At 54.4% G+C, this 18758-nt stretch carries 14 protein-coding genes and 4 pseudogenes; 11 read left to right on the top strand and 7 right to left on the bottom strand.

What is annotated here, in order from left to right:
- Positions 1 to 356: 356 nt before the first annotated feature.
- From ACMX3H_RS02300 to yejM, 3 genes are all read right to left on the bottom strand, one after another.
- Positions 357 to 536, bottom strand: coding sequence for a hypothetical protein (locus ACMX3H_RS02300; RefSeq protein ID WP_415209651.1), 180 nt, complete (start codon positions 534 to 536; stop codon positions 357 to 359).
- A gap of 19 nt (positions 537 to 555) precedes the next feature.
- Positions 556 to 1149: an ORF6N domain-containing protein gene (locus tag ACMX3H_RS02295; protein WP_415209650.1), complete on the bottom strand. Its 594-nt coding sequence runs from the start codon at positions 1147 to 1149 to the stop codon at positions 556 to 558.
- A gap of 458 nt (positions 1150 to 1607) precedes the next feature.
- Complete coding sequence (yejM, locus tag ACMX3H_RS02290) at positions 1608 to 3620, bottom strand: LPS biosynthesis-modulating metalloenzyme YejM (RefSeq protein ID WP_415209649.1); 2013 nt, start codon at positions 3618 to 3620, stop codon at positions 1608 to 1610.
- Positions 3621 to 4135: 515 nt separating this feature from the next.
- Here yejM and yejK point away from each other — a divergent pair.
- The 5 genes from yejK to ACMX3H_RS02265 all read left to right on the top strand — a co-directional run bounded on the left by yejK (position 4136) and on the right by ACMX3H_RS02265 (position 7460).
- Positions 4136 to 5140, top strand: a complete 1005-nt coding sequence (yejK, locus tag ACMX3H_RS02285) for a nucleoid-associated protein YejK (RefSeq protein ID WP_415209648.1) — start codon at positions 4136 to 4138, stop codon at positions 5138 to 5140.
- 392 nt (positions 5141 to 5532) lie between these two features.
- Positions 5533 to 6414, top strand: a complete 882-nt coding sequence (locus ACMX3H_RS02280) for a hypothetical protein (protein ID WP_415209647.1) — start codon at positions 5533 to 5535, stop codon at positions 6412 to 6414.
- Positions 6415 to 6435: 21 nt separating this feature from the next.
- A complete protein-coding gene (locus ACMX3H_RS02275; protein ID WP_415209646.1) occupies positions 6436 to 6885 on the top strand; it encodes a hypothetical protein in 450 nt (149 codons plus the stop codon).
- Between the two features lie 69 nt (positions 6886 to 6954).
- The gene (locus ACMX3H_RS02270) at positions 6955 to 7326 is read left to right on the top strand and encodes a hypothetical protein (protein WP_415209645.1); all 372 of its coding nucleotides are present in this window, start codon (positions 6955 to 6957) and stop codon (positions 7324 to 7326) included.
- A complete protein-coding gene (locus ACMX3H_RS02265; protein ID WP_415209644.1) occupies positions 7323 to 7460 on the top strand; it encodes a hypothetical protein in 138 nt (45 codons plus the stop codon). Before ACMX3H_RS02270 ends, ACMX3H_RS02265 begins: the two co-directional genes overlap by 4 nt.
- Before the next feature lie 180 nt (positions 7461 to 7640).
- On the opposite strand, the gene rplY is transcribed toward ACMX3H_RS02265, so the two are convergent.
- Complete coding sequence (rplY, locus tag ACMX3H_RS02260) at positions 7641 to 7925, bottom strand: 50S ribosomal protein L25 (RefSeq protein WP_415209643.1); 285 nt, start codon at positions 7923 to 7925, stop codon at positions 7641 to 7643.
- A gap of 125 nt (positions 7926 to 8050) precedes the next feature.
- A pseudogene (locus tag ACMX3H_RS02255) lies at positions 8051 to 9643 on the bottom strand (DEAD/DEAH box helicase); the annotation flags it as partial.
- A gap of 140 nt (positions 9644 to 9783) precedes the next feature.
- On the opposite strand from ACMX3H_RS02255, the gene rsuA reads away from it, so the two are divergent.
- The 6 genes and pseudogenes from rsuA (at position 9784) to ACMX3H_RS02225 (ending at position 16319) form a co-directional block, all read left to right on the top strand.
- Entirely contained in the window at positions 9784 to 10491 is a 708-nt protein-coding gene (gene rsuA / locus ACMX3H_RS02250; RefSeq protein WP_415209642.1) for a 16S rRNA pseudouridine(516) synthase RsuA, read from the top strand.
- Between the two features lie 25 nt (positions 10492 to 10516).
- Positions 10517 to 11601 (top strand): annotated as a pseudogene (locus tag ACMX3H_RS02245) (Bcr/CflA family multidrug efflux MFS transporter).
- A 203-nt stretch (positions 11602 to 11804) separates the two neighbouring features.
- Entirely contained in the window at positions 11805 to 12635 is an 831-nt protein-coding gene (gene efeU, locus ACMX3H_RS02240; protein ID WP_415209641.1) for an iron uptake transporter permease EfeU, read from the top strand.
- A gap of 39 nt (positions 12636 to 12674) precedes the next feature.
- Complete coding sequence (gene efeO / locus ACMX3H_RS02235; RefSeq protein ID WP_415209640.1) at positions 12675 to 13814, top strand: iron uptake system protein EfeO; 1140 nt, start codon at positions 12675 to 12677, stop codon at positions 13812 to 13814.
- 13 nt (positions 13815 to 13827) lie between these two features.
- Positions 13828 to 15135 (top strand): iron uptake transporter deferrochelatase/peroxidase subunit, encoded by a 1308-nt coding sequence (efeB, locus tag ACMX3H_RS02230; protein ID WP_415209639.1) that lies wholly within the window; start codon positions 13828 to 13830, stop codon positions 15133 to 15135.
- 788 nt (positions 15136 to 15923) lie between these two features.
- Entirely contained in the window at positions 15924 to 16319 is a 396-nt protein-coding gene (locus tag ACMX3H_RS02225; RefSeq protein ID WP_415209638.1) for a cupin domain-containing protein, read from the top strand.
- A 1274-nt stretch (positions 16320 to 17593) separates the two neighbouring features.
- Here ACMX3H_RS02225 and ACMX3H_RS02220 read toward each other — a convergent pair.
- Positions 17594 to 18280, bottom strand: a pseudogene (locus ACMX3H_RS02220) (ABC transporter ATP-binding protein).
- Positions 18277 to 18619 (bottom strand): annotated as a pseudogene (locus ACMX3H_RS02215) (ABC transporter ATP-binding protein); the annotation flags it as partial. The pseudogenes ACMX3H_RS02215 and ACMX3H_RS02220, both read right to left, overlap by 4 nt.
- Positions 18620 to 18758 lie beyond the last annotated feature (139 nt).

Genomic DNA, 18758 nt, shown 5'->3' with positions numbered 1-18758 from the left:
ACGATACAACGTCGTCTGATTGTTATTGCTAACATAAATTCTAAAAATAATAGAATAAAAAAATTCGATCTTTATGATCGATTATGTACATGTAATTCATTATGATTCATAAGGTTACGTGTAATGTGATTTTACTTTATTAATTATTAAAATAATTAACTTGATAAGCAACTGTAAGCTAATAATTTTTCTCTTGATGCAAATGGAGAGCGAGGGAGCACCAATCACCAGACAGCTATTAGTGATGTTTTGTGTGCTCTCTGCGTGAAAGCAGATAGTTGAGAACTTCAGATGAAGAAAATATTATGGGAGTTGAGTAGGTGTCTCCCCGGTCTCTCAACGAGCCGGGGCGACCGTCAGTKCCTCTGCGCGAACTGGCCGAGTTCGGACTTGTGCCAGCGGGTTAGTRTGTCGGTGAGCATGAAGGCGTTACTCTGGCTGGCCTCGGTGAGCAAGCTATCGATTTCACCCATCACGCTATAGACATTCTCCCGCTTACGCACAAGCTGCCGAATGGTTCGCTTCTTTACGTCCACGATAGCCGATTGCAGGCGTTCAATCACAGCCCATATGCGTTCGCATTCTCGGGCGATATGCGGGATATGGCGGACTTCCATCGGCTGGGATGAGGGAAGTCCTGTGACTTCGCGCAGAGCCGTACCAGATACCATTGCTCCATGCCTGCTTGAAGCGGAAGTTATGGCTCATGTGCCAAATCAGGCGGGCGAGGTTGGAGGTATCGTTAGCGGTGAAGAGTTCGTGAGACTCGGGCTGGTACTGTGGTGGATTGTTAGTACGTTCAGTATTAAAGTAACAATCTTCCAGTTGCTCGAACACTTTCCATGCCTGATCGGTTTCGAGCATCTTGGCGTGTTGTGCTGCACCGCGTTCTATCCATAGGATGAGGCTACGGGCGTTTTTGCCAACTAACCCTCTTAAAGATGGTCTGTTCTTGGCTTCTCGTAATTCATCATTTTCTAGCTTGAAGAAATGCTTACCGGTTACAAATCTGTCCGCATTCCGGAGATAATTATTTTGAATGTGCTTGACGTCAGCTCTATAAAGCTGCACCAGAAGTTCAGTAGTGATAACGACAATGTTATTGTGGGTAATGACGGGCAGAGCGCTCGTGTTGATTTGACTGGTCATAATTTACATCCTTCTAGATTGTTCAATTTATCCATTGTTTAGATGGGCGGCCGGGTACTTGAACACCGCTAGAAGACGGCCAGCAGCTTTCCCTTTAAGGGTATTTTATCGCTACTCGCTACCCGACCATAACAATCTATGGACGTAAAAAAACCGCATTACTTTCGGGCGCGGTATCCGCTTCTAGGGTGTGTTCAGCACCTGAAAGCGACTATAGCGCATGGGATTTCCTTCGTCAAATGTGGGGAGTTCGGCGATCAAATTTGGGCGATTTTGGCGTAGTCGGCAGGTCGAAATGAGCGGTAATTTATTGATAAAAATGTCGTGTATTGTTGTGTTTTGTCGCCTATTTTTGAACGGCAATGGTGGTTAATATATTGATATTTATAGTTTTTATGTATTACAACGCAGCTATGAATGCAATAGCCGACCCTAACGACTGCTTTAGTTTTAAGCGTTTAGTTGGCAATAAAGCATTTTTCATTGGTTAGCACCTGCAATAGCAGCGTCAGCTGCGGTTTTTGCTGGGGCAGCTCCTTGCCGTTGACGTCAAAGGTGCGATAACTGCCGTTATTGTCCAGCAATAACGTTTCGTTTGAGGTGGTGATGGCCAACTGATGTCTATCCGCGCTCAGCACCCAATCATTACGGCGGCGCGGGGCGAAAAGATCCTCGCCCTGTGCATAGTCGCTGGCGCGGTTGCTGACATGCAGCAGACGTTGCATAAGCGTCACGGTCACGTCGTTGTGATTCGTGAGTTTCGTCACCACCTGCGCCGGCGTGCCGGGCCAATGGATCACCAGCGGCACTTGCAACTGCGCGCGGTTGAAACGGGTGCCGCTCTTGCGCCGCACGCGGCCGTCGTCGTTCAATTCCAGCCCGGTGGCGGCGGTGATAATGACCACGGTGTTGTCCAAATCGCCGAGATCGCGCAATGTGTCCAGCATTTGCGCCAGGCTATTATCCAGACGCTGCGCCCCTTGCTGATAGCGGCGTGTGATATTCGGCGTGTTCGCCAAGCTGTCGCTGACGCTGGTGCCGTTGAACGAAACATAAGAAAACCAGGGCGAAGTGCCGCTGTAGCTCTCTCGCCATTGCTGCCATTGTCTGGCGGTTTGCGCGTCGCTCTGCTTGACGGGTTCAGGGAGCGTAAAGTCGGCTAACAACGCCTGGCGGTAGAGCGGATCGCGAAAGCCGTCGGAGGGGAACAGGCTGAGCTGATAGCCCTGTTTATTGAGAGCGTCCAACAGCACCGACGATTTGTGCGTCGCCAGAATACCGTCCAAATAAGAAGCAGAAATGCCGTAGAACAGCCCGAATAGCCCCGTGTCCACCTGATTGCCGGTGCTGAAGTGCTGCGTGAAGCGGATGTTTTGTTGGGCGAAGCGCTTAAGGGCCGGCATTTGCTGGTCGAGGGTGTCATTACGCAGCATGCCGGTGGTAATAATGAGCAGATTGAGGCCGCTGCCCTTGTCGTTAAAGCTTATCGGACTCAAGGGATATTCCACCGCCGCCGATTCCGTGTTGCCCTGCTGGACCAGCCGCCGCTCGAAGTCCTGGGCGTCAAGCAGGCCATGGCGTTCCAGAAAACGGCGCGCGGTCATCGGATAGGACAGCGGCAAATTGGTGCGCTGCATCGTGATGGGGCGGTAAAAATTCGCGTCGGCCCAAATATAAGCCACATGAGAGGCGCAAAAGGCGCCGATAAAGAGGGCACTAATGGGTTTACCGATGCGATAGCGATTAAGGCTGCGCAGTTTTTGCCAGCTCCAGGTGCCAAACAGCATCTCCACCAGGAAGATTACCGGAATACCGATAAACATCAATTGCCAGTCGCGGGCCAGCTCTGTCTGATCCGGGTTTATCACTAACTCCCAGACCATGGGATTCAAATGCTGATGAAAACGGGTAAAAACTTCGGTATCCACCAGCAGCAGCGTCAACCCCGCGGTGGCGATGATGGCGGACAGAAAGCGCAACAGCCGCTGCGACATCACCACGAAGGTGAGGGGAAACACCACCAGCAGGTACAGCGTGAAGCCGAGAAAGCTGAAATGGCCAAGCCAGCTGGCAAACGCATACAGCCGGCCCGCCAGCGAGCCGGGCCAGTCCGCGATAAACAAATAGCGACTGCCAAGCCCCAAGCTGAGCAGGATATTGAAAAGGGCGAACCAGTGACCCCAACTGATCATTTGGGATACTTTGTCACGGTAGCGCTGACTATTTGTCACCATAGCTCTGTCTTGGCTTGTGCTTAATGCGTATCGGGAAACGGCACCGAGGCATGCAGGGCGTCGGTGAACGATTTTACCAGCGTGCCGCGCATCTCCGGTGCTAATCACATGGGTAGCCATATTCCCCAGGACCATCAGCGCGAGATCGGTCGGCGTACGATATTTTTCCAGTACCGCTGCCAGCTCTGCAAGCAGGACCTCTATCTGTTCGTCACTGTAACGGGATGCTTGTGGCATAATATCATCTATGTGGCCTGTCAAAGTCCGGTATCTTACCGTATCAACTCCCCTTTTTCCGCACTTTTATCGTTTCTAACCCTCTTAGCGTTTGTAAGCGCTCCGTGGAGGACGTCTTGAATTATTGGTGGGTTTGTTGTATGGCCCGGTAAGAATATGTTCCACTACGATGCCTAGTGAACCCGCATCCTATAAGGGACGGCTGTCAGATCATGGATAATCCGGCGATGATAGTGTCCACTTAAATTTTAATGGACACTATCACAAACTTCAGAACCACTAATTTCATATCACTCAAACCGGGATGGAAATAAAAGTTATTAAAATCAATACAATGAGCATAAGCGTGCAACTTAGGTTTACTGTCTCATACAACAAACCCACCAATAATTCAAGACGTCCTCCACGGGGCGCTTACTAGCGTTTCAGGTTCAGTTCGCGGCGGCGGCAACAGAGTTGCAGCGGCGGGCTATTCGGTGTTTGAATACGCACCTGACCAGAATGGAGAATAGATCATGAGTCTGGATATTGACCAGATTGCCCTGCATCAAATAATTAAGCGTGATGAACAGACGCTGGAACTGGTGCTGCGCGAATCACCGCTTGAGGTTTCGCCGGCGGTGCAAGACATGATGGCCGAACTGCACCGCGTCTATAGCGCCAAAAGCAAGGCTTATGGTGTCTTTACGCCGCAGAGCGAACTGGTGGATGCGGTACGCGGCTGCCGCCGGGGGAATGAAGACTTTCTCGGCTTCAGCCGCGCCGCGACGGGGCGACTGCGCGATGAGTTGGCGAAATACCCTTTTGCCGAAGGGGGGATCGTACTGTTTTGCCAATATCGTTATCTGGCGGTGGAGTATCTCATTATTGCGGTACTCGGCACCTGCCAAAGTATGCGGGTGAATGAACAGCTGGATATCAGCAGTACCCACTATCTGGATATCCATCACGCCGATATTGTGGCGCGCATCGATTTGACCGAATGGGAAACCCAGCCGGACTCGGCACGCTATTTGACGTTTTTGAAAGGGCGCGTCGGACGTAAAGTCTCGGATTTCTTTATGGACTTTCTCGCAGCAGTCGAGGGGTTGGACACCAAGGTGCAAAACCGTGGTCTGCTGCAGGCGGTGGATGATTATTGTACCGAGGCGCATCTCGATAACCACCAACGGCAAGATGTTCGCCAGCAGGTACATAGTTACTGTAAAGAGCAGTTGCAGGCCGGCGAAGAGATCGCGCTGGCGGAGCTTTCCGTGGCCCTTGCGCCGGTGGGTGAAAAGACCTTTCAGGCTTTCTCTAGCGAACAGGGCTATGCGCTGGAGGAAACGTTCCCGGCCGATCGCGGCACGCTGCGCCAGCTAACCAAATATGCCGGCAGCGGCGGTGGGGTTACCCTGAATTTCGATGCACAATTGCTCGGCGAGCGTATATTCAGGGATGCCGCGACGGACACCTTGACCATAAAAGGAACACCGCCGAATTTGCGCGATCAACTGACCCGCCGGCGTAACGGCAACTAACGCATATAAACGTTAAACCACCGTCAAATATTTCGTGGTGCTTTAAGGTGGGTATTTTCACACGTCTGGTCGTTAGGGGTGGCGTCAATTATTGGCGTGAAATTGCCTTATGCACAAAAGTCTATCCTTAACCCCTTTCTGGCGGGGGCGTTTTTGTTGCAATGCTGACTGACGCTATGCTACCTTTCTGGAAAAATAACATTAACGTAGCCCTTGCGACTTTAATAATGAATTTCAAGAAATGTCTGGCGATGTCATAATCTTTGGTCTTATTTTTTAGATGAATGTTTTGCCAGAATTTAATATCCCTCTTTGTGTAATATCATCCACCAGATGTTCCGCGCTATATTTTAACCGAATGCAGAATGGAACCTAAATAGAACAGGAGGTTTATGATGCCCATATCATCTGTAGCATTGCAAAAAAACGTAGTCGGTAAATATTATAACGTTCGTCATGATAAAAATAAAAAAACATTTGCCGAGAAACGCAGAGACCGGATTTTACTTCCGAGCCCGGCAGGGGATAATAACGCCGCTGGCCAAAGAATTTTCGGCCTAATCAATGCCAGAAATGACATGAATGCCGGCCCCCCTAGGTTAAAGCAAAGTAAAATCGCAAACCTGATAACATTCCTATCGTTTCTCCACTCAACCCATGTCATTGGCAACCTGAATCATACGGCTGCCAATGTGGCCATGGGTTCAACCGCGCTGACTCATAATGGATCACAGGGAGCGACGGCTGCCCCTTCGCCCGGGCTTTATCTTCCCGTGCAAAGCAACGTCTCTCAGTGTGATCGGAGAGGGTTGTCTCTGGGTAACCTCAGAACGAAACGGTCGGCGGATACGGGTCTACATAAACGCGTGTATGACACATTAATCTTGAAAGTGGCGGAAAAATCCTATTCTAAAGCCGTCAACGCTCTGAACACCTTGTATTATTCAATAGCGGCTATTAAAAATGAAAAGATAGCCAATGTATCTTATGGGCTGTTGATTGTCGCAAAACGGACCTGTAAACAGGCCGAAGATTTTCTTGAGTCCGCCCGGTCGGCAAAACACGATCTCAATAAGCACGAAATTCATATTAAAAAAGACGGTTTATCATCTCGATACGTACAGAAATTGAAAAGTTTCGCCGAGGAGTTACGCAATGACGCAATCAATGAGGCGTCAAATGCCTATCAGTCGTTTCGGATTTGCTATACGATTGCCCATTCTGAAAAGAAATTCCAGACATTATTGAGAAAAATCAGTAAACCCTATGAGTAACAGCAAGAGGTGGCGGTTGCAGTGGTGGAAGAGGAGTTAAGTAAAAACAGTCATGTTCTTAGGTTGAATGAAAAGAAATTAAATCTCATACTCGACGAGATTAAAGACGCCATCAAAGCGTATGTTAAGCTGGACAAAGCGCCTCATTACAAGACATTAGTGAATCAGGGCTATCCTGGCATTATGGCGCTGTCGATTGCGAATAAACACTATACGCTCACTTCCTCTCCGGCGGGGATGGATAGCAAAAATAATACTCCATCTTTAATGGATAAAGCTAATCAGGAATTCATCGCTAACTATGTTACGCCCTGTGAGGAGAAGGTCAAAATCGAGGCTGAAAAAAATCAAACCCTTCCTTCTACCCTTAAGGAAGCCGGCGGCAGCGCTGCTGGCACGGTGGGGGTAGTAGGAAGCGCCTACTACCTGTTGAACAGAAAAAAGCACACTGACATGCCCACTGAAATGTAACAGGTTAACGGTAGCGCCGATATCTCCTCGGAAGAAGATCTTGGCGCAGAAATAGGCGAGGGGAGGGTCATGGAAACACCAGCGGAAACGGTTGCACACGCCGGTGCGGATGAGGTCATGACATCGGCGGGGCAAGCGGATATCCGAGCCGTCGCGGAGGGGGAAATGACATCGGCAGCGCGAAAGGATATCCAAGCCGATGCGGGTTGGATCCGGGATCAGGCAGGGGGTACGGTTATAGAGGCCGATGCCGAGGTGGCTTTGGAACCGGCTGCGGAAACGGTTGGCGCTCTTGCCGCGGTGGCGACCTATGAAGCCGTTAAAGAAATGGGCGCCGCTTTTGTCGAATCCTTGGCCGAATCGGCGGTAGGGTCGTTAAGCGAAGCGAAGCGATGCAAGATGCGGTGGGTTCGATGTTCAAATCGGCGGCAGAGGCTATGATGGACAAATCCACGGTTGATGCCGTTGGCGTAACGGCAGGGGAGGCGATGATAGAGTCGGCGGTGGATAAAATAAGCGCAAAGATAGAAAGCAGGCTGGCGAAAAAACTTAAAAAACCGTTGCGAATGAGCTAGATACGATACGAGTTAACGTGCGGAGGCTCCGGTGGCCGCGGCGATTCGCCCGGTGGTCAATGCCACGGCTGGCGCCGTGTGCGAAGCGCTCCCCTGATAAAACAGTCTGAAAGGGGGCGGTTTATCGGTAGAGATAAAAAAACGCCGCAGGATGCGGCGTTTTCTCACGACGTAGTACGCTTAAGCGCGAACGAAGTCGATATGGGTCAGTTTCGGTTTGAACGGATGACGCTGCACCGCCTGTACCTTCACTTTGCTTTCTTTACCGTCGATGACCAGGGCCAGAACGTCGCTGTAAAAGCCTTCTTTAGTCTGGGTGTTCAAAACGATATCATGATCCAGCTCGATAGCCACCGGCGCTTCAGCGCCGCCGTAAACGATAGCCGGGAACTTGTTCGCGAGACGCAGGCGGCGGCTCTCACCCTTACCCTGGTCTTTGCGGATTTCAGCGTTGATAGTTAACATAATTTTTCTCAAAACCTGGAATTGAACCTGCTACAGGCGACCCAGAAACAGGCAGGATAAACGTGCTTGTGAGTAAGCGGGCAGGATTTTACCGGAATTACCGGCGCGGGGCAAACAAAACCCGGTCAGCCGCGTAATTCATGGGCGCGGCGAAAGCGGCCCTGGTAGTCGAAGACCTTTTCGCGCACCTGCCAAAAATGGCCGCGCCGGCGGGCGACGACAAAATCCGACGCCCGGAGTTTATCCACCGCCGCCTCGATATCCGCCGCGCACCGCCAGGCAAAGGGCATTCCCGCGGCGCGCAGGTGCAAAGGCAGAAAACGCAGCGTAAACAGCCGTCGCTGCGCCGGCGTGTGCAGGCGGAATCGCTCGCCGACGTCGGCGCCGTCCTCATCAAAATAGGTGACCTGCAACCATTCTCCCTTCTCATCCTGGCCCGCGCGCAGCGACATGCCGCTGCAGCGCAGCACCAGCGCATCTTTTAAACGCAGCGCGGCCTTAAGCATATCGTCCGGATCCAGCAAAATCCGCTGGCAATGATGGCAGCGGCGGGCGGCGATATCGTTCTGGGCGTCGCAATCGGGACACAATTTAAAACAAAAACGATAATCGCACTGCTGGTGCGTGCCACTTTCGTCCTCGAGCCAGCCCTGGCAACGACGGCCACAATGTTCGACAACCGCGCCGTCGCCGGCTGTTTTGCCCCAAAACAGATTGGCGAAACCGCAGGCGGGACAGAAGACCTGTACCGGTTGGCTCCCTGCGCCGGTTTTGTTTGTCCGACTTCCGGCGAATAGAGATCATGCCCATTCCCGGCATAATCCAAGATAAGGCACGCGGTTTTGCCGGGATAGAGGCGCAAACCGCGGCCAACGATCTGTTGATACAGGCTTACCGATTCCGTCGGGCGCAGGATGGCGATGACGTCAACGTGCGGCGCATCGAAACCGGTGGTAAGCACCACAACACGTTGACCAGGTAATGCAGGCGCTGCGCGCGGAAAGCATTAATGAGGCGATCGCGCTCGGCGGCGGGCGTCTCGGCGCTGACCAGCGCCGCCTGATCCGGCGGCAGTAGGCTGAGAATTTCGCCGGCGTGCTCGACGGTCGCGGCGCTGGCGCTGCAGTTCGCCGTTGAGGGCGACGGCGGGATAGTCGCCCAGAGCGTTGGGCGAGAGGCGGCTAAAATCGTAATGGCGCACCGGCATATCCAACCGTTCGGGCGGCACCAGATAGCCATGCTTTCACCATGTAGTGCAGCGGCAGTTCAAAGATGCAGTCGCGAAAGAAACAACGCTCATCGCCGCCTACCCTCCAGTGGTAATGGAAATGATAAATCCATCCCTTCCCCAACCGGTAGGGGGTCGCGGTAAGACCGAGAACGCGCAGCCCCGGATCCACCTCGCGTAGATGGCGGATCACCTGCTGATATTGGCTGTCGTCGTCGTCCCCAAGGCGGTGGCATTCATCGATGATCAGCAGCGAGAAAGGGGTGGTGAACGCATCCAGATTGCGCGCAACGGACTGTACGCTGCCGAAAACCATTTTGCCGGCGCTGTCGCGCAGCTTCAGGCCGGCGGCGAAGATAGCCGCATCCAGCCCCAGGGCGCGGTATTTTTGCGCATTTTGCGCCACCAGCTCTTTCACGTGCGCCAACACCAGGACACGGTCACGCGCCAGCTCGGCGATGACCAGGCTTTTGCCGGCGCCGGTGGGCAAGCCCCGGTATACTCATGGCATAAACAGCAACGGCTGTTCTGCCTGCGCGAGGGGCTGACGTTTTTTTCAGCCGCGGCGGTTCCCCTGCGGGGCGCCGCTATCGCCAGGCGCTTCCCAAGATTACAGGCAAAACAACGTTAATGCGACTGGACAAATTTTTATCTCAACAGCTGGGCATCAGCCGGGCCCTGGTGGTGCGCGAGCGGCGCGCCAAACGCGTCACCGTGGATGACGAGGTGATTCGGCAAGGGGCGTTCCAGCTGCTGCCTGAACACCAGGTGCGCTTTGACGGTAACGTGCTGCAGCAGATTCTGACCGCGCGCTATTTCATGCTGCACAAGCCCCAGGGTTATGTCTGTTCCACGGACGATCCCGATCATCCCACCCTCCTGTATTTCATTGATGAACCGGTGCCGGATAAGCTGCACGCCGCCGGCCGGCTGGACATTGATACCACCGGTCTGGTGCTGTTGACCGATGACGGGCAATGGTCGCACCGGCTAACGTCGCCGCGGCATCATTGCGAAAAAGACTATTTAGTGACGCTGGAACAGCCGCTGGCGGAGGAGACCGCCGAGCGTTTCGCCGCCGGGATAATGCTGCGCGGCGAAAAGCTGCCTACCCGTCCCGCCCGTTTGGAAGCGCTTTCGCCGCTGCAGGTCCGTCTGACCCTCAGCGAGGGCCGCTATCACCAAGTGAAACGCATGTTCGCCGCGCTTGGTAATCACGTGGTAGCGCTGCATCGCGAGCGAATCGGCGCCATTGTGCTGGATGAGCATCTTCAGCCGGGGGAATACCGCGCGCTGACCGCCGAAGAGGTCACCAGTGTGGGTCTGCCGACGGATTGAATCATTAAAACACTGAATCAGGCTGATGAAAGGAGTATGGAGAGTGCATCCCGAACGTAAAAAACATATCGGTATTGTGGTGATACTGGGACTGTTGTCCATGTTAATGCCGCTCGCTATCGATATGTATCTGCCCGCGTTGCCGATTATCGCGGCAGAGTATGGCGTCAGCGCCGGCAGCGTGCAGATGACGTTGAGCGCCTATGTGCTCGGTTTCGCTATCGGCCAGCTGTTCTATGGTTCGATGGCTGACTGTCTCGGCCGCAAACCGGTCATTATGTTCGGCACATTCTGCTTTGCGCTGGCTGCGGCCGCGTGCGCGCTGTCGCAATCGGTCGAGATGCTGATTTATATGCGCCTGCTGGTGCTATTAAGCTGCACACGATTTTCTGGACTATCGGCCTGGCGGCGCTGGTGGCGCTGGTGGCGMCGATATTGGTGCTGGTTTTTATTCGCGAAACGCTGCCGCGCGAACGGCGGCAAAAGTTTCGCCTCAGCACCACCATCGGTAATTTCGGCTCGCTGTTTCGCCACAAGCGGGTTTTCAGTTACATGCTGGCCAGCGGTTTCTCGTTCGCCGGCATGTTTTCCTTTCTCAGCGCCGTGCCGTTTGTCTATATTGACCTCAACGGCGTGTCGCCGCAGAACTTCGGCTATTACTTTGTGCTCAACGTCGTGTTCTTGTTCATCCTGACACTTACCAATAGCCGCTTTGTCGCGCGTTTCGGGGCGCAAAGCATGTTCCGGCTGGGGCTGGCGATCCAGTTTGGCACCGGTCTTTGGATGATAGGGGTGCTGGCGCTGCATCTCGGTTTCATTCCGCTGGTGGTTGGCGTGGCGCTATTTGTAGGCTGTGTGGCTATGGTGACCTCGAACGGGATGGCGGTGATTTTGGAAGATTTTCCGCATATGGCCGGCACGGCGTCGTCGCTGGCGGGCACGCTGCGCTTCGGCGTCGGGGCTGTCATCGGCGCTTTGCTGTCGCTGGCGACGTTCGATAGCGCCTGGCCGATGGTGCTTTCCATGGCGGTTTGCAGCAGCGTCACGCTGTTTTGCTATCTGTACGCCAGCCGTCCGCGCAAGAGCAAAGTGCGACCCTCGCTGGACTGATAGACGCCTCCGGCTCGCGTAGCGGCCGCCTTCGCCGCCATTTCCGCTCTTTTTCCTTACTTTCCGTAGGGGTTGAGCTCGTCAGCAAAGTTGCAATTTTACCGGCGAGCACCTTGTTTTTCTTGCTAGGTAATGATAATCAATATCGTTATTATTAACGTTTATTTACAATGGTCTGCCCTGGAGGCGGATGAGGATAAATCATGTTTGTACCGTTTCTTATCATGTTCAGGGAAGGGCTTGAAGCGGCGCTGATTGTTAGCCTCATCGCGGGTTACTTGAAAAAAACCGGACGCGGTCAATGGTTGGCAAGGGTGTGGCTCGGCGCTATCACCGCGGCGCTGTTGTGCCTGGCGCTGGGGCTGGCGATTAACGCCACCACCGGTGAATTTCCGCAAAAGGAACAGGAGTTGTTCGAGGGCATCGTGGCGGTTATCGTCGTCGCCGTATTGACCTGGATGGTATTGTGGATGCGCAAAATGTCCCGTTCGGTAAAAAATCAGCTGGAAGTGGCGGTGGACCAGGCATTGGCACAATCCCAGCGTCAGGGATGGGCGCTGACCGGCATGGTATTTTTTGCCGTGGCGCGTGAGGGTTTGGAGTCGGTGTTCTTCTTGCTGGCGGCTTTCAGCCAGGATGTGGGCATCGCCGCGCCGATCGGCGCGGTGCTGGGCTTGGCCTGCGCCACCGCGCTGGGCATGGTGATGTACTGGACCGGTATCCGGCTGCCGCTGGCGGCCTTTTTTAAATGGACCAGCGTGTTTATTTTGTTTGTCGCCGCCGGGCTTGCCGCCGGCGTGATCCGCGCGTTCCATGAAGCCGGGCTGTGGAACGGTTATCAATCCATCGCCTTTGATTGGAGTCAGGTGCTCTCGACGCATACGCTCTTCGGCACGCTCTTGGAGGGCCTGTTAGGCTACCAGGAAACGCCGACGGTCAGCGAGGTTGCGGTATATTTGTTTTATCTGGTACCAGCGCTGATTTTGTTTTTCTTGCCGTCCCGGCACTCTCGGGCGGCGACGCTCGCCAAATAAGAAATTTTCATCAGTCTCAAAACATCAGGATAATGTTATATGTCTACCCAACAACGTTTTGGCCGTCGCCTGGCGCCTGCGATGCTGTTCGCTCTGCCGGTATTCACGACAGCTAGCCTGCCCGCGCGAGCGGCGGATATCCCGGAAGTCAAGATCACCGTCAACGATAAACAATGTGAGCCGATGGCCTTGACCGTCAACGCGGGGAAAACCCGTTTCGTGGTCCATAATACCAGCCAAAAAGGGCTGGAATGGGAAATATTGAAAGGGGTGATGGTGGTGGAGGAGCGCGAAAATATCGCGCCGGGCTTTACCCAAAAAATGACCGCCAACCTGGAGCCGGGGGAGTATGACATGACCTGCGGGCTGTTAAGTAATCCCCGCGGTAAGCTGACGGTCACCGCCGACGGCAGCCAGAGCGCCACGCAGCCGGATGCCATGGCGCTGGTAGGTCCCATCGCCGACTATAAGGTCTATGTCATCGGCGAGGTCGCGGAACTGGTCAAGGGCACCAAGGCATTCACCGAGGCGATTAACCGCGGTGATTTGGCGACCGCCCAGCGTTTGTATGCGCCAACCCGCCAACATTATGAGCGTATCGAACCCATCGCCGAGCTGTTCTCCGATCTGGACGAGAGTATCGACGCGCGGGAGGATGATTACGAGCAAAAGGCCGCCGACCCGAAATTTACCGGCTTCCACCGGCTGGAAAAAACGCTGTTCGCCGATAAAACCACCGATGCGATGACGCCCTTCACCGATAAGCTGTACCGCGATGTGCTGGAGTTGCAAAAACGCATCGGCGCACTGACCTTCCCGCCCAGTAAAGTCGTCGGCGGGGCCGCCGGTTTGATTGAGGAAGTGGCTTCGAGCAAAATCAGCGGCGAAGAAGATCGCTACAGCCGCACCGACCTTTGGGACTTCCAGGCCAATATCGACGGCGCGCAAAAGATTGTCAATCTGCTGCGCCCGCTGTTGACCAAAGCCAACGCGCCGTTACTGAGCAAAATTGACGGCAATTTCAGCAAAGTCGACACGGTGCTGGCAAAATACCGTACAGCGCAAGGGTTTGAATCCTATGAAAAACTGACCGATGCCGATCGCAATGCGTTGAAGGGGCCGATCACCACGCTGGCGGAAGACCTCGCGCAGTTGCGCGGCGTGCTGGGGCTTGACTAGGACAATTAGGGCTATGCGTCGCAGTCACAAGAAGTCAGCCCGCCGAGACGGGACACCGTCCGCCACCCGGCGGCGTTTATTACTCGGTCTGGGCGCCGCCGGCGGCGCGCTGGCGCTGAAGGCGGGTGCCGGTGAGCAGGCGGTCAATGTGCCGCAGGCCGCAGAGGGCGCGTCGCCGGGAACGCTGTCGCCGGATGAGCGTTGGGAACGGCACCCGTGCTTCGGCCTGCATCAGGCGGGTATCGTGACGCCCCAACAGGCGGCGATGATGCTGGTCGCGTTTGATGTGCTGGCGGACAACCGCCAGGATCTCGAGCACTTGTTCCGGCTGCTGACCGCGCGTATCGCGTTTCTCACCACCGGCGGGGAGGCGCCGGCGGTGAATGAACGGTTACCGCCCATGGATTCCGGCATACTCGGCGCGTCGATTTATCCTGATAATCTGACGATCACGGTCTCGGTGGGGGATTCGCTGTTCGATCAGCGCTTTGGCCTGACGGCACTTAAACCGCGGCGTTTGCAGGTGATGCGCCGTTTTCCCAATGATGCGCTTGACGGCGCGCTGTGCCACGGCGATCTTTTGCTGCAGATCTGCGCCAACAACAGCGATACGGTGATCCACGCGCTGCGGGATGTTATCAAACATACGCCGGATCTGCTCAGTGTACGTTGGAAGCGAGAAGGGTTTATCTCCTCGCACGCCGCGCGCAGTAAAGGGCGTGAGACGCCCATCAACTTGCTGGGGTTCAAGGATGGCACCGCCAATCCTTCTACGGCCGATGGGCCTCTGATGGATAAAGTGATTTGGGTCGGCAAGCCGCCGGGCGAACCGGCCTGGACCTATGGCGGCAGTTACCAGGCGGTGCGTATTATCCGTTTTCGCGTGGAATTTTGGGATCGCACCCCGCTGCACGAGCAGCAGCAAATTTTCGGCCGCGATAAGCGCACCGGAGCGCCGCTGGGTATGAAAAAAGAGCATGATGTGCCCAATTTCCAGCAAGACCCTCAAGGGGCCATTATTCCGCTGGACGCCCATATCCGCCTGGCCAACCCCCGTCGACCGGAAGATGTGGCCAGTACCATGCTGCGTCGCGGTTACAGCTACTCGTTGGGGATTTCCAACGCCGGCCAGCTGGACATGGGGCTATTATTTGTGAGCTATCAGCACGATCTCGAACAGGGATTTCTCACCGTTCAGCGTCGCCTGAACGGTGAGGCGCTGGAAGAGTATATCCAGCCCGTCGGCGGCGGCTATTTTTTTGTGTTGCCCGGCGTCCCCGACAAGGATCATTATCTGGCCCAAGGACTACTGGAGGCGTAACTCCCTAAAGCGTCAACTCCGTTACTCGGTCGCGCCGGATGGGCGCGCCAAGACGGACCGGCGACGCTTTTGGCCGTGGGTATTTTATGGCAAGACCGTTTAGGCGGTCTCGGCCGTCACATCGCCGACACCACCCCAACATTTCACGCGGCCACACCCTCTGTTTTCGCATCCGCTTTGGCGTCAATCGGACAAAGTGCAGATTCCGACGTATCCGATCATCTGTTCCGGCGACATTCGATCAGTTATTCCGATATTTTCCGATCACCCATTCCAGTGATATTCGATCACGTGTTCGCTGTAAGCGCCCCGTGGAGGACGTCTTGAATTATTGATGGGTTTGTTGTATAGCCCGGTAAGAATATGTTCCACTACGATGCCTAGTGAACCCGCATCCTATAAGGGACGGCTGTCAGATCATGGATAATCCGGCGATGATAGTGTCCACTTAAATTTTAATGGACACTATCACAAACTTCAGAACCACTAATTTCATATCACTCAAACCGGTATGGAAATAAAAGTTATAAAATCAATATAATGTGAAAATGCAATGAGCAGAAGCGTGTAACGTAGGTTTACTGTCTAATACAACAAACCCACCAATAATTCAAGACGTCCTCCACGGGGCGCTTACAATCATGCTTTGTACATAGTGTCATTTTGATCATTATAGCGCGTTGATTGATGAATAAGATTCATAACGCCAATCGTCTTTTTGCCGCTAATCGGTGCGCCGGGGGGCTGATACGCTTAGTGACATCGCGAATCTTGCAGGAGAACCCGCAATGCACATCATCCATGATGCCTCAACCCCCTCCGCCGTCGGGTCTGACACCTATTTCACCGGCCGGGTCCTAGTCGACTCCCCTTTTCAGGCCGCGGCGCCGGCCCGCGTTGGGGGCGCAACGGTCACCTTTGAGCCCGGCGCCAGGACGGCATGGCATACCCATCCACTGAGCCAGACGCTGATTGTGACGCAGGGGCAGGGCTGGATACAGTGCGCCGGGGAGGCGATCCACGTCATAAGCCAGGGCGACAGGGTGTGGATCCCGCCGGAGGTGAAACATTGGCACGGTGCAACGCCTGACACCGCCATGACGTATCTCGCGATAGCCGAAGCGTTAAACGGCAGCCCGGTAACCTGGTTGGAGCCGGTCTCCGACGCGCAGTACGGCCGGTAACTGACCGCGGGGGGCCCCACCGGTTGGGATGATTGCCGAGGCAGCGGCCGGCCGTGAAGGGGATAGCCAAGCCGCGGTCATGCCCACCCCGGCACATTGACCGCTTTTGCCAAAGTGAGCACCCTCATCCCGCGGCCGTCGCATGCTTGACTAAGGTAATAACAGCCTCTTTAACCGGGTTAAGCCGAATTTCACGTGATTTGACCAATCTTCACCGGCCGTTGGCGAGTCCCGTTAATCAGCCCGCTTAACAATGTGACGCCGCGGCGGTATTTTATCAAGGTTCGATGCCAGGTTTTATTCGGCGCACTCATGATTAAGGTGAACAACCGATGTCTGGCGTGTAATCAAAATGCTAATATAAATAGCCCAGCCTATTGGCATTATTTTGGGCAAGGCGAGCACTGCGTTTTTTTATCATTAAATTGTTAGTTAATTGTCCGTAGGGTGATTAAATAATACATTAAATCATGCTATCCATCATATGACTTCCAATTTAATCAAAGAGATTAATTCTCGGGCAAAGGTCTAATTTATTGCGCGCTGGCAGCGTCCGATAAGGCCACGTGCCTTTGGCTGAATCGAGAATGTCTCCTGCTTTAACATGCTGTTCATGGCGGGTTGTGAAATGAGGTATTCCGCGATTTTCAGCGTTGAAATTTACCACAATAGGTTATCAAAAAAACACGATTAACCCCCCTTGGCGGCTGAGGTGGGAATATTTATCTTAAGCGTTATTTCAATCGTCGTGGGGTATTGGTAAACAGCACTCATTACACTTCATGGCGCAAGTGATATTCTCCGGTAAAATCACTGTACCATCCTCCTTCGCTCTTATGTTGCCCGGACAGTCCGGGCTTTTTTTCATCCACGCATAACATTTTCCTTATACGTAAAATAAAGCCGATGACGCCTGCAGGGGCCCTAACTATCGACAAAAATAATTTTTGTGGTGGGTTGAAACGCTTTTTTTGTTATCCGCCCTCTTTTTTATTCGTCGCTAGGGCGTCGTCAGTCATCTGCAACCGCCCGAGCAGAATTTGATGTGGCCTCATGGTACCGCGAGAAAAAAGGCGGCAACGGAAGTCACACCCTGCCGGCGAGATTAATCATCGCTGCGAGATAATGAGGCGGTAGTCTGTTTGGGCGCGAGCGCTTGGGAGCATCACATAACACAGACGGGGGGACGTTCGGTGGCTGCCGTAACGGACGCGGCGTGTGGGGCAAGCGGGGCCGGCAGCGGGTGAGACGCTGCATCGGCTTCCCGCGCTGCGTTAATCGCCGCCGTCGACAATGACCTCTTGCGCCATGGTTGCCGCACGGTCGCACATGTGATCGATCACGTCGCGATCGTGACTGACCAGCACCAGGGTTAAATCGCCGCGCTGCTTCAGATCGTTAAGCAAATTGAGGATCTCCGCCTGTACGGACATATCCAGCGCGGAAGTCGGTTCATCAAGCAGTAGCAGACGCGGACGCAGCAGCAGCGCGCGCACGATCGCCACGCGCTGGCGCTGACCGCCATAGCTGATGGGGATAACGGTCAACCAGCGTTGCGTCCAGCCCGACCTGGCGAAATCCGGCGAGAATTTTGTCGCCGATGTCGTGTTCTTTCAGCAGCTTCAATGGTTCAGCCAATGTCCGCATCAATTTATGCTTCGGATGCAAGGATATGAATACGGGTCCAGGAATACCATCTGCACTTCGCGCCGCAGCACGCCGGTGAAGGGCCGGCCCGGCGCAAGATCGCGTCCCAGTAGGCGCATTTGGCCCTGCCAGTGGGGGTTCAGCCCCGCCAGTACCCATAACAGGGAGGATTTGCCGCATCCCGATGGCCCCACCAGCCCAAAACATTCGCCTGCGGCCACGGTCAGGTTAATGCCCTGCACGACGGTGCGCCGGCTGTAACCCTGCTGATGCGCGACGCTCAACTGCTGTAACCGAATTATGGGCTCACTCATTTCGTTTCTCTCAACACGGCGCGGTCCAATACCGGCAAAGGTTGACCGCGGGTCGCCTTGGAGGGGCGGCACGACCACAGCGTGCGCGTATAGGGATGCGTTGCGTTCGCCAGTTCGCCGGCCGGTAATTGGTCGAGCAGTTCGCCGCGATACATGACCATGACCCGTTCGCAATGCTGGGCGACCTGCTGCAGGTCGTGGCTTATTCAGCAGCAGGCCCATGTTGCGTTCCGCCACCAGTTTTTCAATCAGGCTGAGAACCTGGTCGCGCATGGCGGAATCCAGCGCTGATGTCGGTTCATCGGCAATAAGCAACCGCGGATCGTTAATGAGCGCGATGGTGCTGGTTCCGGTCACGTCCGATCACTGATTCCGATTTCACCCGATCACTGATTCCGGTCACGCCCGATCACTGATTCTGATTTCATCCGATCACTGATTCCGGTCGCCCGATCAGCGATTCCGATTCTGTCCGATC

Origin of the sequence: Sodalis sp. (in: enterobacteria), from assembly GCF_047607725.1 — a bacterium.
Lineage (GTDB): Bacteria > Pseudomonadota > Gammaproteobacteria > Enterobacterales > Enterobacteriaceae > JBLKSS01.
This window is presented reverse-complemented; position numbering and strand designations above follow the sequence as displayed.

What these genes read in the sequence shown, in the direction of transcription:
- ACMX3H_RS02295 (WP_415209650.1), bottom strand. Translation starts at nt 1,149, where the DNA reads ATGACCAGTCAAATCAACACGAGCGCTCTGCCCGTCATTACCCACAAT.
- yejM (WP_415209649.1), bottom strand. Translation starts at nt 3,620, where the DNA reads ATGCCACAAGCATCCCGTTACAGTGACGAACAGATAGAGGTCCTGCTT.
- yejK (WP_415209648.1), top strand. Translation starts at nt 4,136, where the DNA reads ATGAGTCTGGATATTGACCAGATTGCCCTGCATCAAATAATTAAGCGT.
- ACMX3H_RS02280 (WP_415209647.1), top strand. Translation starts at nt 5,533, where the DNA reads ATGATGCCCATATCATCTGTAGCATTGCAAAAAAACGTAGTCGGTAAA.
- ACMX3H_RS02270 (WP_415209645.1), top strand. Translation starts at nt 6,955, where the DNA reads ATGGAAACACCAGCGGAAACGGTTGCACACGCCGGTGCGGATGAGGTC.
- ACMX3H_RS02265 (WP_415209644.1), top strand. Translation starts at nt 7,323, where the DNA reads ATGATGGACAAATCCACGGTTGATGCCGTTGGCGTAACGGCAGGGGAG.
- rplY (WP_415209643.1), bottom strand. Translation starts at nt 7,925, where the DNA reads ATGTTAACTATCAACGCTGAAATCCGCAAAGACCAGGGTAAGGGTGAG.
- rsuA (WP_415209642.1), top strand. Translation starts at nt 9,784, where the DNA reads ATGCGACTGGACAAATTTTTATCTCAACAGCTGGGCATCAGCCGGGCC.
- efeU (WP_415209641.1), top strand. Translation starts at nt 11,805, where the DNA reads ATGTTTGTACCGTTTCTTATCATGTTCAGGGAAGGGCTTGAAGCGGCG.
- efeO (WP_415209640.1), top strand. Translation starts at nt 12,675, where the DNA reads ATGTCTACCCAACAACGTTTTGGCCGTCGCCTGGCGCCTGCGATGCTG.
- efeB (WP_415209639.1), top strand. Translation starts at nt 13,828, where the DNA reads ATGCGTCGCAGTCACAAGAAGTCAGCCCGCCGAGACGGGACACCGTCC.
- ACMX3H_RS02225 (WP_415209638.1), top strand. Translation starts at nt 15,924, where the DNA reads ATGCACATCATCCATGATGCCTCAACCCCCTCCGCCGTCGGGTCTGAC.